Here is a 16,035-nt window from a genome sequence, read left to right on the forward strand (position 1 = left end):
CTCAATTCGAGGCAGCAACGCGTGCAGTCCTTGACTAACGCTGGCTGCAGTAATGAGAGCAATTTACATTGCCGCCAAGCCAGTCAGTTTACGAGCCCGGCGAACACCTTCAAGCACCCGCCGCACTCTTGCGACGACGCAGGATTTCGAACGCACCTGCGATCCTCGCGGCAGGGATCGTTTCGCTCTTCTCGCTCCTGCCTGTTGGGTTCGTCATCTGGATCGGCATTCAGACGGGCTGGGAAACCGCATCGGCACTCATTTTTCGACCACGCGTCGGCGAGCTTCTGATCAACACCGCGATGTTGCTTGCAGTCGCGATTCCAATTTCCATCATCCTTGCCGTGACCCTTGCGTGGCTAACGGAGCGCACCGATCTCCCAGGTGCACGCATCTGGTCCTGGTTTGCAGTAGCGCCACTCGCGGTACCCGCCTTCGTACACAGCTATGCCTGGGTTAGCCTGATCCCTGGCCTGCACGGTCTTCTTGGCGGCGTGCTCGTTTCGGTGCTGGCTTATTTCCCATTTTTGTACCTGCCGGTCTCGGCTCAGCTCCGCCGGCTGGATCCGGCGATGGAGGACGCCGCAGCTTCCCTCGGCAATGGCCCTTGGCGTGTTTTCTTTTTTGCAGTCCTACCGCAACTCCGCCTCGCAATCTGCGGAGGATCGCTCCTCGTCGGCCTGCACCTGCTCGCTGAGTACGGCCTCTACGTGATGATAAGGTTCGATACTTTCACCACGGCTATCGTAGATCAGTTTCAGTCCGCATTTAACGGGCCTGCTGCGAATATGCTGGGAGGCGTGCTGGTTGTGTGTTGTTTCGGTTTGCTGGGTATCGAGGCGCTCCTGCGCGGCAATGAACGATATGCGAGGGTCGGCTCGGGTGCCGCACGTGATCCCTTCAAACAGAAATTGGGAGTGCTGACATTGCCGGCGTTTCTGATCGTCTTCGCCACGGCCGGTTTATCTCTCGGGGTCCCGTTTATCACTCTCGCCCGGTGGTTGATTATCGGCGGCTTCGACAGTTGGCGTCTGGATTCAATCGGCACAGCTCTCGGTCAAACGATTATATTTGCTCTATCAGGCGCTCTCCTTACCACCATCATTTCCGTGCCGATGGCGTGGCTGTCCGTGCGGGCTCCAGGTCGCTTTCAACGGATTATGGAGGCGTGCCATTACTACGTCGGATCCTTGCCGGGAGTAGTGGTTGCACTGGCGCTGGTGACTGTGACCGTTCGCGTCGCACTTCCTCTTTATCAGACGATATTCACATTGTTGTTCGCGTATGCCCTGCTATTTCTTCCGAGATCGCTCGTTGGTTTGCGCGCGAGTATCGCGCAAGTTCCGATCGAGCTTGAGCAAGCGGCCGTGGCACTTGGGCGATCACCTGCGCAAGCAGTCATGCATATTACCATGCGCCTCGCCGCCCCGGGCGTTGCGGTCAGTATGGCGCTGGTTGGTCTCGGAATAACCAACGAACTGACGGCAACACTGATGCTGGCACCAAACGGTACGCGAACGCTTGCCATGCAGTTCTGGTCGCTCACCAGTGAGATTGACTATGTTGGTGCTGCACCATATGCCCTCATGATGGTGTTGCTCTCACTGCCCATGACGCTTCTGCTTTATGCGCAATCCAGAAGACTGAGTGGACGATGACCTTTCTGACCGTCACTGGCATCAACAAGCGTTACGGCAAAGTGGTTGCTCTCGAGGACGTGACTATCGATGTGCCCTCAGGGTGCCGTACCGCTATCGTGGGGCACTCCGGCTCAGGCAAGACCACTCTGCTGCGCTTGATTGCGGGATTCGAAGTTCCCGACTCTGGTACAGTCGTGCTGGATGGGAAGTTCCTTGCGGACGGAGCTGCGGTCGTGCCTGCCCACCGCCGCGGCATAGGCATTGTGGCGCAGCATGGCGCCTTGTTTCCGCACCTGACTGTTGGAGACAATATCGGCTTCGGATTGGACCGGAACATTCCGCAACGCACTGAGCGAATATCAGCCCTTATGGATCTGGTTGAATTGGCAAGATCAATGCGGGACCGACGCCCGCACGAATTGTCGGGAGGGCAGCAGCAGCGAGTGGCACTTGCCCGCGCGCTGGCGAGACAGCCAAAACTGATGTTGTTGGACGAGCCGTTTTCCGCCCTCGACGCAGGCCTACGCGAAGGCATCCGCACCTCCGTAGCCGAGGTTCTCAACGCCCAGAAAATTACGACGTTGCTGGTAACACACGACCAGGCCGAAGCGCTCTCCTTTGCCGACCAGGTCGCGGTATTGCGCGATGGGAAGCTTCTGCAAATTGGCTCGCCGCGCACCCTCTACCTGAGTCCAAACGATCCATACACTGCGCGTTTCCTGGGAGACGCGATAATATTGGATGCCGAGTTCAGCGAAGGTTTGGCAAGTTGTGCGTTGGGACGCGTCAAGATTGACTCTGCGCGTATCGGTACCGCGAAGATCATGCTGCGGCCGGAACAGGTCGTACTTTCACCGGTTTCGCCCAACGCTCCCGATGATCCTGATCGCCGCTCGGGTTACATCACCCGGATAGAATTTGGCGGCGCGTCATGCTCCATCACGATCAGACTGACCGGTGATATTCACGATGGCTCAACCAAGCCTGCACTGGTAATCAGGACGGCAAGTGTTAACCTACCGCCGATTGGAAGCCACGTTCAAATATGTGTACTCGGCGAGGCGCATGTCTTCGAAGGAACTTAGAGGATCGGAGTGCTCATGGGCAACATATTCAAGTGGTTGAACGAACCTGCAGCGTTCAGCGGAACTGCCACCCAACTCAGCCTCGTAACCAGGGAAAACACCGACTTCTGGCAGCAAACGTTCTATGGGTTTCAGCGCGATAGCGGCCACGCCTATCTGACCCCGGTCAGTGGAGATTTCACCGCAAGTGTTATTGTCCGCGGAGAGTACCAACAGCTTTATGATCAAGCCGGCCTGATGCTGCGCATCGACCAAAGGCATTGGATCAAGACTGGCGTCGAATATACAGATGGGCTGATGCATTTCAGCGTTGTCGTGACAAATGGCACGTCGGACTGGTCTGTGATCCCACTCCATGGTTCGAGTACGGCCGATGCGATTGGCGTTCGATTGACGCGCCACGGCGATGCAGTTCGGGTTCAGTTCTCGATAAATGGTGCAGCATGGCAACTCGCCCGTCTCGCGCCGTTTTTGTCAGACCAAGCCTCGGTGGGTATCATGGCGTGCTCGCCTGAACGAGGCGGTTTCGAAGCGACTTTCAAAAATCTGATGGTCGGGCCCGCGATCTCGCGCAATCTGCACGGCTAGCTTCCAAACAGTTCCGGACGTTTGATCTTAAGATGCAAAAGCATTTTGCCCATTTGGGCGATATGCGCTTCCATGGTTGCCGCCGCCCTGTCGGCGTCCTTATCGGCGATGGCGGATATGATTGCCTCGTGTTCCGCCAAAGTCTCGACCATACGCGCTTCATAATGGAGGAGGAGCCTTCTGACCCGATCAATCTGGCTGCGCTCCTTCGAAGCGATTTCACGCAGACCGACCAAACCTGCGGCGTCACAAATAAGATCATGCAGTGCTTCATCCAGTTCGTAGAACTGCTCGAAGTCTCGGCTGTTCGCGGCCTTGCGCTGGTCCTCGAGATTCTGGCGAAAACGACCAAGCGCTTCGGGATTCGCCCGCTCGGCGGTCCGCCGGATCGCAGCCGTTTCGAGTGCAACGCGCACGAACTGCGCCGTTTCTATCTTGTCGAGCCATAACCGCGCGACGAATGTACCAGTCTGCGGATATATTTCGACGAGACCTTCGTCTGCGAGCCTGTTGATTGCGTCACTTACAGGAGTGCGGGACACGCCCAATTGTGCAGCGACGAGTTCTTTTCGGATCGCTTCTCCCGGAGCGAGTTGCGAGGATATGATTGCCTGCCGCAGGATAGAATAAACCTGATCTTTCCGCGTGACCGAGACGACCTTTTGTTCCTTGAAATCCCTATTCGGCAAACGAAGCTGCAACTCGTAACTCCCACTATCGCTGCGTCGCGACGTCTGAAGATCATAAAGTAAAATATTTGACTCTGCTCCAATAACATCTAACATGTTACATACCGACTTGAAAGAATGTTTTGGGAGGAGCATTTTGGAGAGCCCATCCCCAATTGTTACGTTGCGCGGGATCAGTAAGTCCTTCGCTCATGTCATTGCCTTGCGTAGCATCGACCTTGACATCTATACCGGCGAGATTCACGCGATTATGGGCGAGAATGGCGCTGGTAAGTCGACCTTGGTGAAGGTCTTGAGCGGCGTTCATCGCCGAAGCGGCGGGCACATGACAGTCCGCGGACGCGAGGTCGATTTCGCTACTCCAAAAGAAGCGGAACGCAATGGCATCGCCATCATTCACCAAGAGCTCAATCTCATCCCGAGTCTGAGCGTTTCGGAAAACATTTTTTTAGGACGGGAACCGCTCAAGGCTGGCGTGTTCATCAATTATGCGGAAATACAGGCACGAAGCGCAGAAATTCTCGCCAGGTTCGGGATCGACATCGATCCACGCGCGGATGTCGAAAATCTGCGGGTTGGAGAGCAGCAACTCGTCGAGATAGCGCGCGCGCTTTCGCTTGACGCGGATGTGCTGGTGCTCGACGAACCTACGTCTGCCTTGTCGGAAGCAGAGGCACAGCGCCTCGCGAGCTTCGTGCGTGCGTTGGCACGCAATGGAGTGGCGATCGTCTACATTTCTCATCGCATGAGCGAAGTATTTTCTCTGGCGGACAAAATCACGGTCCTGCGCGACGGAAAATTCATCGCAACGCAGCGTGCGAAGGACATCAGTGAGCGGGACGTCATCCGGATGATGGTTGGTCGTGAACTGAAAAACCAGGAAAAAAATGCATCGGTTTCCGGCAATCCAGTTGTTTTGTCCGTCAGGAATCTTGCCCTTCAACGGCCGAATTCGCGTGGCCGCCTTCACAACGTCGTCGATAGCGTGAGCTTTGATCTCCACGCAGGTGAGATACTGGGTATCGGCGGACTTCTCGGTTCTGGCCGAACCGAAGTTCTGGAGCTCATATTCGGAGCTGCGATTGGCAAGCGGAGAGGTTGGGTCCAGCGGGCTGGAGTGAGTTATGACGCTCAATCGCTTACACCGCGCGCGTCGGTGGCAAGGGGGATCGCGTTCCTCACCGAGGATCGCAAGGGTACAGGTCTTTTGATGAACGCGGATATACGGGCAAACGCTGTACTGCCTTCACTGCCCTGGATTGCTCCGTTGGGATGGTTAACACGACGACGCGAAAATGCAGTTGCCAGCCGGACGATCAAAGCCATGCGCGTTCGGTGCCAAGGTCCGGAACAGCCTATAGACGAACTCAGTGGCGGAAATCAGCAAAAGATTGTTCTCGGTAAATGGCTCGAGACGAAGCCCAACGTGGTTCTGCTTGATGAGCCGACACGCGGTATCGACGTCGGCGCGAAGGATGAGATCTACGACCTTCTGCGCAAGCTTGTTCGGTCAGGGGTCGCTATTGTCATGGTCAGTTCTGAGCTGCCAGAACTGCTGGCGCTGTCGAATCGCATATTGGTGATGTGCGAGGGCAGGGCCGCAGGAATCATCGAAAGCGAGGAGTTCTCGGAAGAACGGGTAATGGAGCTTGCGACACCGTTGGGAACCGCCCTCACCGGGGAGGCTGCATGACGGGCACAGGCGAGCACATCGTACGATCATCAAACACAACGGAACGATTGAAAAGCGTCCTCAAGTCCACAAAGCTCTACTGGGGCTTGGCACTGCTCTTTTTGGTGGGCGTGATTTCCTCTCCCGTCTCATCAAAAGGCAACAACATCTTCTTGTCGTTCGGAAATCTTTCAGATGTGTTCAGACAAATCTCGGTTACGGGCATCACGGCCGTGGGAATGACGCTGGTCATTCTCATTGCCGGGATCGATCTCTCGGTCGGCTCGGTGCTGGCATTGGGGTCGGTTGTCTGTGCCATGCTCTTGACCAATGAAGGTTGGTCTTCCGCCTATCTGCTCGGCGTCCCCGCTATTTTCCTCCTGGGTTTTCTAGTGATGTTTGGCGTACTTACCCTTGGCGTGAAGCTGCAGCGAAGAGTTACAGTGGGTGCTGCAATAAACTCGCCTTCGGCGCAAAGACTGATGCTGACCATTGCCGCCCTCACTGCTCTTGTCCTGGGGCTGGGCGTTTCGCTGTCCTCTGACGGAAAAGCCGGTGTGCTTCTGGTGCTTCTTGTGGTGCCTGCGGTCGGGTTCATGCTTGGCACCATCAATGGCTTGATTATCGTCGGCGGCCGGTTGCAGCCTTTCATCGTCACTTTGGCAATGATGGTTGCTGGCTTGGGTATCGCACGGCTGACCGCAGGCCAGAACACAGCCGTCTGGCCCGTTTACACCGGGAGCAATGCCACGGCAGACTTCGAGGCTCTGCGCTCGCTGATCTTCGGTATAATTCCAGTGCCCGGTGTCATCTTCGCCGGCATCATCCTCCTGTTCTGGGTAATCCTGAAATTCACCAAATTCGGACGCTATATCTATGCTATCGGCGGCAATGAGGAAGCCGCTCGATTGGCTGGTGTACCGGTCTGGCGTGTAAAAATAACAGTATATGCAATCTCAGGCTATCTGGCGGCTCTCGCCGGCATCCTTTATGTCGCGCAATACCGGCAGGGAAAGCCGGATGCAGGGATGGGACTCGAACTCGATGCTATCGCCGCCGTTGTAATCGGCGGAACGAGCCTCATGGGCGGGCGAGGGTCAATGATCGGCACCCTCGTCGGCGTTCTTATTTTTGGGTTTCTCAGTAATATCCTCCAACTGAACAACATAGACAGCAACACCCAGCTGGTTTTGAAGGGTGTGATCATCATCATTGCAGTTCTTTTGCAAGAACGCCGCTCAAGCGGATGGCTGTTCTTTTTGTCACAGCTCAAAGCTCGCGACACACCGGACAAACAGGTGTCCGCGTCGATCAATATTTCGCGGAGACCAGACGATTAACTGAAATCAATAAAACAAAGGGAGAGAGACAATGACAATAACTCGCAGGCAATTCGGCAAATGGGCAATGGCGACAATGTTGATAGCGCCGCTTGCGTTCAACATTTCCGTTGCAGATGCCAAGGATAAATACGTTATCGGGTTTAGTCAGACAACTACCGTCGAGCCTTGGCGGGTTCAGTTCAACAAGGATCTTGAGGCCGAGGCCAAAAAACATGCCAATGTCGAGCTCCTCGTGGCGGATGGTCAGGACAAGACGGAGAAGCAAGTAGCGGATGTGGAGAATTTTATTCGCCAGGAAGTCGATGCAATCCTTATTTCGCCAAAAGAGTCGGCTGGTCTCACAGGAGTTGTCGAGAAAGCCATGGATGCAGGGATCCCGGTTATAGTACTTGATCGCAACGTCGATACCGAGAAGTATACGCAGTGGATCGGCGGCGACAATGTTGTCATCGGTGAAGCCGCCGGAAAATATGCGGTCGAGTTGCTTGGCGGAAAAGGAAAGGCCACGGGTACCGTGGTCGAAATCTGGGGCGGCCTGGGCACCCAGGCCAGCCACGATCGCAGCAACGGATTTCACAAGTACACCGACGCTGAGCCTGGCATCAAATACCTGCTCGACAAGCAATCGGGAGACTGGAAGCAGGATCAGGCATATAACATTATGGCGACTGCCCTGAGAAATCATGAGGATATAACGCTCGTCTACGGCCACAATGACCCCATGGCATATGGCGCCTATCTTGCTGCGAAAGATGCTGGTCGCGAGAAGAATATTCTGTTCATCGGCGTCGACGGCCTTCCGAACGAGGGAGTGCAGTGGGTAAACAAAGGGGAACTGGCCGCGACTTTCCTTTATCCAACGCCCGGGGCTGAGGGCCTGCGCCAGGCCCTCAAGGTTCTCGCCGGCGAGAAAGTGGAAAAGAAGATCGTGCTTGGGACTGAGACGATCACCAAAGAGAATGCTCCAGCCATCCTGAAAGCCAACGGTTTGTAAGGCTCGGAGCACATGGCAGGCCGCGCTCATTGTGCGGTTTGCCAGCCTTTACCTTATCTTCTTTTTTTCCCGAATTTCTGTTTGATTGCAGCAATATAGTGATAAAATACTTATGGCGGTCAAGATGATGTTGATGCCGTGAGTCATTCTGCTTTGTGGCATCGGAGGGTAGGAGTAACGAAATGAACGTGTTCAAACCTCTCATGATCACAGGCGCACTTGTGATCTGCCTGTCCGCAACATCCAATGCGGAACCATTGAAGACGATGGACGACGTTGGACGGGCGATTGACACATGCTGGAAAGCACCCTCGGACTCAAAGGGATCGGTGACGCTTAGCTTCAGCTTCAAGCGTGACGGAACTCTGCTCGGCAAACCCCGGCCAACCAGCATCGCGATTGAGGGCGACGATAAGGTGCGGCAACAATTTATCGCTTCGGCGATCGATGCGCTGAGCAACTGCACTCCGCTGACCTTCTCGACGGGACTGGCAGAAGGAATCGCAGGTCAGGTATTTACGATGCCGTTCACCGCACCAAAGGAAACAAATCCGATGGTAACGACGCAATGATCTTACTTTGATGGCGTGACCCACAAGTTTGTATCCCGACGTCATCGGCTACGGGCGCGTCCGAGGCTTCGGTCGGGCGAGGGGCCCGTGCCCTCGACCCTTGAGGTCTACACACAGAACGTCAAATCCTATAGCGGGACCGTCCGAGGTGACGAGTTTCTCTGTATTTTCCGGGCGCTCAAAGGTCATTTGAATGCGGAGCCGATCTCCTCGATGGAGGGATCGGAGCGGCATTTCCTTAAGCAGTTATGGCGTTGCTTCCGCCGCGTCCTCGGCGAGCGACACGGCCTCTCCCGTGCGCTCGGCCTTGGCCGCATCCATAAGGCGTGCGCCCACAACCCAGCACGCCACAAGCACGCATACAAATAAAATCGCCAGGATCAGGAAGTCTCGCGGCTCAAGTTGCCGGTGATGAGTTCCACGCATTTAATCGCCATCATGTTGACCATGTTCGCTGAACGTAAATAAAGCGACTTAAATTCGTGTTAAAGTTGTATGATTGTGAATACCGTAACTTCGGGTATTTCGCGCTAGTGTCTTGATAAATCATCCCGTCCGGCATTGTCGCCTGAGGAATGTTGCAAACCGCTTACCCTTTCCGCTGCAGCTTCCGACAAATGCCTCCAAATCTTCGAAAGGCTTTCTGCGGCCCTGCGATAGGAATCATCCAGCTCAAGGCCATCCATGAGTTCAGTCACCTCGTCTAAATCCTTCGTGCCCTTTTGAATGATCGCGTGCAGACGAGATGCCTGATCAAGCGTAAGGTTAGGTTTTTCAAGAGCCTTGGGAATCTCTTTGACCAAGCGCTGGACGAGATTGGCATGACCCTTCAAGCGTGCGAGCCAGTCGTTTGTCATGTTCTCCCTCTCCACCAGTAGCTGTCAGCACCACCTTAGCGCAAAAGCAGCTTGTCATCACTCCACACCCCCTACGGTAATACGTTGCCCGCAATGAACCTTTGCTTGCTCAGGCTAGCTGGAACGAGACCTGCCGTAGAAGGTTCCAGCCGCCAACTCTCTACCAAGAGGCGAGATGGGAATTAGGTACTATCACATTCGTTGGCGAAGCGTGTGTAGCTGGAACACAAGTCAAGCGACCGCGTTGATGTGCCATGACAAGGATGGCTTTTGAACATGTCACTATCACCGATCGCATGCACCTTATGAGGCGTATCTCGTGTGTTGAATCGGCGGACGAAGTTCTCGCAAAATATTGGCCAAGAAACTGCGGCGAAAAATACATCACCGCCCGCCAAGCGTGTGTGGATGCTCGCGCGGGCCGGCTGAACGCTGATGCTGTCCGCGACGCTTTCGTTGAAGCGGCGAAGGAAGCATCGATTTTTGTCAATGAGCGGTCGCGCTAGCAGGTTTGAAACCTTTTCTGTCGCTCCGCCTTAGATCGCGTTCTTCGATCGATATATTCGTGAGAATATAACAGTAGCAATCCACAACCCGCCGGTATATTCAGGATATCATGTCTGGCGCCTGGATTTAGGGAATTGAAGATGCGGTCTGTTCTCTCACGGGTTAAGTTGCTCATCGCAGTCCTTGCGGCACTATGGATAAGTGCAACAGTGCCGGCGGGAAGAGCTCAAGCCTCTGAAAAAGTGACGGTCTTCGCGGCTGCCAGTCTCAAGAATGCCCTCGACAAGGTGACTGCAGTCTGGGAAAAAGAAACGGGCCATGAGAGTGTCACCTCTTACGCGGCCAGTTCGGCCTTGGCCAAGCAGATAGAGGCAGGTGCACCAGCCGACATCTTCATTTCAGCAGATATGGATTGGATGGATTATCTTGCTGGGAAGAACTTGATCAAGCCAGACTCGCGTAAGAACTTGCTCGGAAACCGGATTGTTCTGATTGCGTCGCGAGACAGAAGCGATCCGGTCAAGATCGAGAAAGGCTTTGACCTCGTCACGCTCCTGGGGGGTGGTCGCCTCGCCATGGGCTCGGTGGATTCGGTCCCAGCTGGAAAATATGGCAAAGCGGCTCTGGAATTTCTCGGAGTGTGGCGCTTTGTGGCGGATAGGGTTGCTGGTGCAGAAAGCGTTCGCGCCGCGCTGTTACTCGTGTCCCGCGGTGAGGCTCCCTATGGTATCGTCTACCAGACGGACGCTGCCGCTGATAAGGGCGTGACAGTTGTCGGCACCTTTCCCGAGGACAGCCATCCCGCGATCATCTATCCCATCGCTCTTCTCGATGAGAGCAAAAATGCTGACGCAGCTTCTCTGGTCGACTTCATCAGATCGGACAGGGCTGCGCCTTTCTTTGAAATGCAGGGATTTACGGTGCTAAGATGAGAATGTCGCTCCTCGAGAATTGCGTCGCGAATGTCTTGTGGAGAATGCCGGGGCGGGGTCTGACGTTTTGAGCTGGTTCTCACTGACCAACGATGAATGGACAGCAGTCCATCTGAGCCTCCGGATTGCTTCAGTAGCAATGCTTGCCAGTTTGCCCCTAGGCATCCTCGTAGCTCTGCTGCTGGCACGCGGGAGATTTTGGGGCAAGTCGCTACTCAATGGCCTCGTCCACCTGCCGCTGATACTTCCTCCTGTGGTCACCGGATTTATGCTCTTGCTCCTTTTCGGCAGGCGGGGGCCGATCGGTACATTACTGGCCGATCAATTCGGTATCATCCTGTCGTTCCGATGGACAGGAGCTGCTTTAGCTTGCGGCGTAATGGGCTTCCCGCTGATGGTCCGCAGTATTCGACTGTCAATCGAAGCCGTCGACCGCGGCCTTGAAGATGCCGCTGGCACCCTCGGGGCAAGCCCCATGTGGGTGTTCGCAACGGTGACGCTCCCGCTGATCCTTCCGGGCATTATCGCCGGCATGATACTCTCCTTTGCAAAAGCGATGGGCGAATTCGGCGCTACAATAACTTTCGTGTCCAATATCCCTGGCGAAACGCAAACGTTGTCCTCGGCGATCTACAGTTTCTTGCAGGTACCAGGAGGCGACGCGGCGGCATTTCGCCTGACCATCGTTTCGGTGATTATCTCGATGGCAGCGCTGCTGGCTTCCGAGTTCATGGCTTACTACGTCGGCCGCAGGGTAGATGTCGAATGACGCTGAATTTCGAGGCAAATCTAACGCTTGGAAAATTCGCTCTCGATGTAACCTTCACGTCCGGACGAGGCGTCACAGCTTTGTTTGGGCGTTCCGGATCGGGCAAAACGTCTATCATCCGCGTTATTGCGGGCCTCGCGCGGCCGGAAAAGGGCATGCTCGTCTTCGACGGCGATACGCTTGTCGACACAAACAGAGGGATTTTCGTCCCCAAGCACATGCGTCGTTTCGGCTACATCTTCCAGGAAGGCCGCCTCTTTCCGCATTTGACCGTTCAGCAAAATCTAAACTACGGCCGTTGGTTCAACCGAAAACCCAAAGAGTCGGACGAACTAGCGAAAATAGTCGAGCTGTTGGGAATTGGCCCTCTCCTTGAGAGGCGCCCGGGGAAGCTTTCGGGCGGAGAAAAGCAACGTGTTGCCATTGGCAGGGCACTGTTGTCATCACCGCGTCTGTTACTGATGGACGAGCCACTTGCAGCGCTCGACGAAGCGAGGAAGGCGGAAGTTCTCCCCTATCTGGAAGTTTTGCGAGACGAGATGAAGCTACCGATCATCTACGTCAGCCATTCCGTATCTGAGGTGGCCCGTCTTGCCGACCGTGTCATCGTGATCGATGATGGAAGAGTAGCGATGGCGGGTGCGGCGAGCGAAGTTCTCAGTCAGCCACTGATTTCGGTCGCGGCGGACCGGCGCGAAGCTGGTACTCTGGTGGAGGGTAAAGTCCTCAACTACGATGCAAAGCACAAGCTCGTGACTGTCGGCCTTAAGAAATCAAGCATTCAGATTGCGGGTACCGAAGTGGCAATTGGCAAGGATGTGCGTGTTCATATTCTTGCGCGGGACGTCATCCTTTCGACGGTCCGTCCCGAGCAATTAAGCGCGCTCAATATCCTCGCGGGTTCAATCACCGCGGTACGAGGCGATGATGCGGGCACAGTTGACATTCACGTCGATTGCGGGGGAACGCCGATCCTGGCACGCATAACGGAACTGTCCTACGAAAGACTTGCCCTGCAACAGGGGATGCCAGTCTTCGCAATCATCAAGACTGTTGCATTGGAATCGCTTTAGGATTGGTCCTGTGTTTACCGCGACTTGGTGACACTGCGGTTCGCGTCAAGCCACGCGAGATCCGAAGCCAGCGCCGTCTCGATTTTCTTTTCCATGTCGCGAAAGCGCTGCAGAAGTGTCTCACCAAAGTCCGTCACGACTGCGCCACCCCCCTGTTTTCCACCGCGTTGCGAGTCTACAACCGGCTGGGCAAACATCGCGTTCATCTCGCTTACCAGAAGCCAAGCCCGGCGATAGGACATGTCCATGGCGCGACCGGCGGCAGATATGGACCCGGTTTCGCGGATGTGTTCAAGTAATCGCATCTTGCCCCGGCCAATCTTTTCCTCGTTCGGGAAATCGATACGCAGGACCGGTTGCAGATCGCATTTCGAACGTGGACTCATTGTTGTGACCGCTCCATTGGAACCGCTACTATCTATAACGATGGAATTGCGATGTACACGGATATGGAACCGGATGTCTGTGTCCTGCTTTGGCATGAGTCTCAACAATTTGAACAGTATCGAGCGGTGAGGTGTAAATGAGCGATCCAGCGGGGTTTGACCTGCAACGTTTCGTCAGGGCGCAGGAGCCGGTCTTCGTTCAAGTCCTTGATGAGCTTACGAAGGGCCGAAAGTGCAGTCACTGGATGTGGTTTATCTTTCCGCAATTGAGGGGACTTGGTCGCTCACCAGCAGCGCAGCGCTTTGGAATCGCCTCGAAAGTGGAAGCTCGAGCCTTTCTGGATCATCACCTGCTTGGCCCAAGACTGATCCTCTGCACGGAAATGCTGATGACCCATACTGATAAGTCGCTGATTGAGATCTTGGGCTCCCCCGACGATCTGAAATTTCGCTCTTCCATGACCCTTTTTGCGAAAGTAGACCCCAACCCCATGCCCTTTTTACAAGCGCTCGACCGCTATTGCGGGGGGCGCATGGATCCCCAAACATTGGCGCTTCTGGAAGGTCACTGAACGAACCGCCAAATGAAAATAGGGATTGACGCTGCGCTGTGTATCGATATATCTCGATATATGGAAAAGTTAGATGCAATCGAAGCCTTTGCGGCACTGGCTCAAACCACACGGATGGACGCGTTCAGAACCATAGTGATGCATGAGCCGGATGGCATTGCGGCGGGCGAAGTGTCCCGTATCCTGAATGTTCCGCAGAATACAATGTCGACCCATCTTGCAATTTTGTCGCGCGCTGGATTGATTTCGTCTGAAAGGCAGGGTCGCCTGATTATTTATAGGGTTAGCTTTGACAAGCTTCGGGAAGCCGTCAGCTTTCTTCTGCAGGATTGCTGCGTCGGACACCCGGATATCTGCACACCGCTCATTGGGGACATTATCCCCTGTTGCACTCCACGAGACGAGTTCCAGAATTGCAAAAGCGGAGATTCCACTGACATTCGCCACGATGTGCCGGATGCGGTCCGATGAGTGACATCCCAAACCTGCCGCGCCGGCTTGCTGCGGAGGCACTTGGCACCGCAATGCTCGTCGCGACTGTCGTCGGCTCCGGTATCATGGCTGACGGTCTGTCGAACGACGGAGCCCTCTCGCTACTTGGCAATACGATCCCGACCGGGGCCATTCTGGTGGTGCTCATCACCATCCTGGGCCCGATTTCCGGCGCGCACTTCAATCCCGTTGTCACGATGGCTTTCGCGATGCGTCGGGAGATCGATGCGACTGCCGGTTTTCTCTACGTTCTTGCACAAATCACGGGCGGATTTGCGGGAACGCTGATCGCACACGCGATGTTCGTGCTTCCAATCGTGCAGATATCAACGACAGTTCGTACTGGTACGGGCCAGTGGGTAGCTGAAGCAGTGGCCGCCTTCGGCCTTGTATTCACGATCGTTGCTGGCATTCGCTTTCGACAGGATGGTGTTCCCTGGCTGGTCGGCCTCTACATAACTGCTGCCTATTGGTTCACAGCGTCGACCTCCTTCGCCAATCCCGCTGTGGCGATCGCGCGTGCACTATCGAACACTTTCGCAGGTATCCGGCCTGTCGATCTGCCAGGTTTCATCTTAGCTGAGGTCGTCGGCACCATGCTGGCTATGGCTCTCGCGAGTTGGATTCTAGCGGATAGCCCTAAACCGCTCGACACACTGAAAGGCGCTGAATAGCCATGACCGTCACCATTTACCATAATCCATCATGCGGCACTTCGCGCAACACGCTCGCTCTCATCCGCAACGCTGGGATAGATCCGATAATCATAGAATATCTGAAAACTCCTCCCACCAGGCAGGTACTAAAGGACCTGATCCAAAGGGCGGGTCTTACTGTAAGGGATGCCTTGCGCGAAAAGGGTACGCCCTATGCCGAACTCGGTCTCAATAATGCATCGCTGACCGACGAGCAGTTACTTGACGCCATGGAGGCACACCCAATCCTTATCAATCGTCCTTTCGTCGTGACCGAGCGAGGGGTATGCCTGAGCCGTCCTTCAGAAAAAGTTTTGGACATACTGCCGAACCCGCAAAAAGCGCCCTTCGCCAAAGAAGACGGCGAGGTTGTAATCGATGCTGAAGGAAAACGCATTGTCTGACCTGCCGAACGTGCAAGCCGAGGTTCTGCATGTGCCGGAGGCTGCAAAGCTTGCGGGTCAATCTTCAACACATCGTCCGCGAATCCTCCTGCTCCATGGTTCTCTGCGCAAAGTATCGTATAGCCGTCTGCTGACCCAAGAGGCGGCGCGGCTTCTGGAGCACTTTGGCGCCGATACCCGTATCTATGATCCAGCCGGATTGCCGCTTCCTGATGATGCGCCGATCGACCATCCGAAGGTGCAGGAGCTGCGCGAGCTTTCGTTGTGGTCGGAAGGTCAAGTCTGGACCAGTCCCGAACGGCACGGTGCCATGACGGGCGTTATGAAGTCGCAGATCGACTGGATACCGCTGGCGATGGGTTCAATACGTCCCACGCAGGGGCGGACGCTTGCTGTTATGCAGGTGTCAGGTGGGTCACAGTCGTTCAATGCGGTCAATCAGATGCGCGTTCTCGGACGGTGGATGCGCATGATTACTATTCCCAATCAGTCCTCCGTTGCGAAAGCCTATCAGGAATTTGACGAGAGCGGCCGCATGAGGCCCTCCGCATACTATGATCGAGTGGTTGATGTGATGGAAGAACTTGTCAAGTTCACGCTGATGACGCGTGACGTCTCGGGATATCTCACGGATCGCTATAGCGAACGCAAAGAGAATGCTGCACAACTCGAAAAGCGGGTGAACTTCAAGTCCGCCGTTTGAACGCACCGGGCTTTGGCCCGGCGCGCATCGCAAACTTCGAAACTGGGCAGCCGGGAATTATA

The 16,035-nt window shown here is 55.1% G+C and carries 20 protein-coding genes; 16 read left to right on the forward strand and 4 right to left on the reverse strand.

What is annotated here, in order from left to right; translation table 11 throughout:
• The first annotated feature begins 128 nt into the window (after positions 1-128).
• From CU100_RS08840 to CU100_RS08850, 3 genes are read left to right on the forward strand one after another with little or no spacing between them, the layout of a single operon-like run.
• Positions 129-1,658: an ABC transporter permease gene (locus tag CU100_RS08840; RefSeq protein WP_245419010.1), complete on the forward strand. Its 1,530-nt coding sequence runs from the start codon at positions 129-131 to the stop codon at positions 1,656-1,658.
• Positions 1,655-2,725, forward strand: a complete 1,071-nt coding sequence (locus tag CU100_RS08845; protein WP_106716228.1) for an ABC transporter ATP-binding protein — start codon at positions 1,655-1,657, stop codon at positions 2,723-2,725. The genes CU100_RS08840 and CU100_RS08845 overlap by 4 nt, the downstream gene beginning before the upstream one ends.
• A gap of 15 nt (positions 2,726-2,740) precedes the next feature.
• Positions 2,741-3,313 (forward strand): DUF1349 domain-containing protein, encoded by a 573-nt coding sequence (locus tag CU100_RS08850; protein WP_106716229.1) that lies wholly within the window; start codon positions 2,741-2,743, stop codon positions 3,311-3,313.
• Here CU100_RS08850 and CU100_RS08855 read toward each other — a convergent pair.
• Entirely contained in the window at positions 3,310-4,014 is a 705-nt protein-coding gene (locus tag CU100_RS08855) for a GntR family transcriptional regulator (protein WP_170113780.1), read from the reverse strand. The genes CU100_RS08850 and CU100_RS08855 overlap by 4 nt on opposite strands.
• A gap of 82 nt (positions 4,015-4,096) precedes the next feature.
• Between CU100_RS08855 and CU100_RS08860 the strand changes: the two genes are divergently transcribed.
• The 4 genes from CU100_RS08860 (at position 4,097) to CU100_RS08875 (ending at position 8,583) form a co-directional block, all read left to right on the forward strand.
• Positions 4,097-5,695: a sugar ABC transporter ATP-binding protein gene (locus CU100_RS08860; RefSeq protein ID WP_170113781.1), complete on the forward strand. Its 1,599-nt coding sequence runs from the start codon at positions 4,097-4,099 to the stop codon at positions 5,693-5,695.
• The gene (locus tag CU100_RS08865) at positions 5,692-7,014 is read left to right on the forward strand and encodes an ABC transporter permease (RefSeq protein WP_106716232.1); all 1,323 of its coding nucleotides are present in this window, start codon (positions 5,692-5,694) and stop codon (positions 7,012-7,014) included. Before CU100_RS08860 ends, CU100_RS08865 begins: the two co-directional genes overlap by 4 nt.
• A gap of 76 nt (positions 7,015-7,090) precedes the next feature.
• Entirely contained in the window at positions 7,091-8,011 is a 921-nt protein-coding gene (locus tag CU100_RS08870; RefSeq protein WP_245419011.1) for a substrate-binding domain-containing protein, read from the forward strand.
• A 182-nt stretch (positions 8,012-8,193) separates the two neighbouring features.
• Positions 8,194-8,583 (forward strand): hypothetical protein, encoded by a 390-nt coding sequence (locus tag CU100_RS08875; RefSeq protein ID WP_106716234.1) that lies wholly within the window; start codon positions 8,194-8,196, stop codon positions 8,581-8,583.
• Positions 8,584-8,829: 246 nt separating this feature from the next.
• On the opposite strand, the gene CU100_RS08880 is transcribed toward CU100_RS08875, so the two are convergent.
• Both CU100_RS08880 and CU100_RS08885 read right to left on the reverse strand, forming a co-directional pair.
• The gene (locus tag CU100_RS08880; RefSeq protein WP_106716235.1) at positions 8,830-9,009 is read right to left on the reverse strand and encodes a hypothetical protein; all 180 of its coding nucleotides are present in this window, start codon (positions 9,007-9,009) and stop codon (positions 8,830-8,832) included.
• Positions 9,010-9,113: 104 nt separating this feature from the next.
• Positions 9,114-9,440 carry a hypothetical protein gene (locus CU100_RS08885; RefSeq protein ID WP_106716236.1) on the reverse strand — a complete coding sequence of 109 codons (327 nt, stop codon included), beginning with the start codon at positions 9,438-9,440 and terminating at the stop codon, positions 9,114-9,116.
• 305 nt (positions 9,441-9,745) lie between these two features.
• Here CU100_RS08885 and CU100_RS27640 point away from each other — a divergent pair, with 305 nt between their 5' ends.
• The 4 genes from CU100_RS27640 to modC all read left to right on the forward strand — a co-directional run bounded on the left by CU100_RS27640 (position 9,746) and on the right by modC (position 12,721).
• Complete coding sequence (locus CU100_RS27640; RefSeq protein WP_407070325.1) at positions 9,746-9,946, forward strand: DUF982 domain-containing protein; 201 nt, start codon at positions 9,746-9,748, stop codon at positions 9,944-9,946.
• Positions 9,947-10,087: 141 nt separating this feature from the next.
• Positions 10,088-10,879 (forward strand): molybdate ABC transporter substrate-binding protein, encoded by a 792-nt coding sequence (gene modA, locus CU100_RS08895; protein WP_106716238.1) that lies wholly within the window; start codon positions 10,088-10,090, stop codon positions 10,877-10,879.
• 67 nt (positions 10,880-10,946) lie between these two features.
• Complete coding sequence (modB, locus tag CU100_RS08900) at positions 10,947-11,648, forward strand: molybdate ABC transporter permease subunit (RefSeq protein WP_106716239.1); 702 nt, start codon at positions 10,947-10,949, stop codon at positions 11,646-11,648.
• Entirely contained in the window at positions 11,645-12,721 is a 1,077-nt protein-coding gene (gene modC / locus CU100_RS08905) for a molybdenum ABC transporter ATP-binding protein (protein ID WP_106716240.1), read from the forward strand. Before modB ends, modC begins: the two co-directional genes overlap by 4 nt.
• A 14-nt stretch (positions 12,722-12,735) precedes the next feature.
• On the opposite strand, the gene CU100_RS08910 is transcribed toward modC, so the two are convergent.
• On the reverse strand, positions 12,736-13,107 hold the full coding sequence (locus CU100_RS08910; protein ID WP_106717185.1) for a winged helix-turn-helix domain-containing protein: 372 nt from the start codon (positions 13,105-13,107) through the stop codon (positions 12,736-12,738).
• Positions 13,108-13,244: 137 nt separating this feature from the next.
• Here CU100_RS08910 and CU100_RS08915 point away from each other — a divergent pair, with 137 nt between their 5' ends.
• Genes CU100_RS08915 through arsH form a run of 5 tightly spaced genes read left to right on the forward strand, consistent with a single transcriptional unit; the run spans position 13,245 to position 15,973 of the window.
• Complete coding sequence (locus CU100_RS08915; protein ID WP_106716241.1) at positions 13,245-13,679, forward strand: DUF1810 domain-containing protein; 435 nt, start codon at positions 13,245-13,247, stop codon at positions 13,677-13,679.
• Between the two features lie 60 nt (positions 13,680-13,739).
• Positions 13,740-14,150 (forward strand): ArsR/SmtB family transcription factor, encoded by a 411-nt coding sequence (locus CU100_RS08920; protein ID WP_106717186.1) that lies wholly within the window; start codon positions 13,740-13,742, stop codon positions 14,148-14,150.
• Positions 14,147-14,845, forward strand: a complete 699-nt coding sequence (locus tag CU100_RS08925; RefSeq protein WP_106716242.1) for an aquaporin — start codon at positions 14,147-14,149, stop codon at positions 14,843-14,845. Before CU100_RS08920 ends, CU100_RS08925 begins: the two co-directional genes overlap by 4 nt.
• Positions 14,846-14,847: 2 nt before the next feature.
• Complete coding sequence (arsC, locus tag CU100_RS08930; RefSeq protein WP_106717187.1) at positions 14,848-15,270, forward strand: arsenate reductase (glutaredoxin); 423 nt, start codon at positions 14,848-14,850, stop codon at positions 15,268-15,270.
• A complete protein-coding gene (arsH, locus tag CU100_RS08935) occupies positions 15,245-15,973 on the forward strand; it encodes an arsenical resistance protein ArsH (RefSeq protein WP_106716243.1) in 729 nt (242 codons plus the stop codon). The genes arsC and arsH overlap by 26 nt, the downstream gene beginning before the upstream one ends.
• Positions 15,974-16,035: the final 62 nt, after the last annotated feature.

It is taken from the genome of Phyllobacterium endophyticum (assembly GCF_003010935.1).
GTDB classification, from domain to species: domain Bacteria; phylum Pseudomonadota; class Alphaproteobacteria; order Rhizobiales; family Rhizobiaceae; genus Phyllobacterium; species Phyllobacterium endophyticum.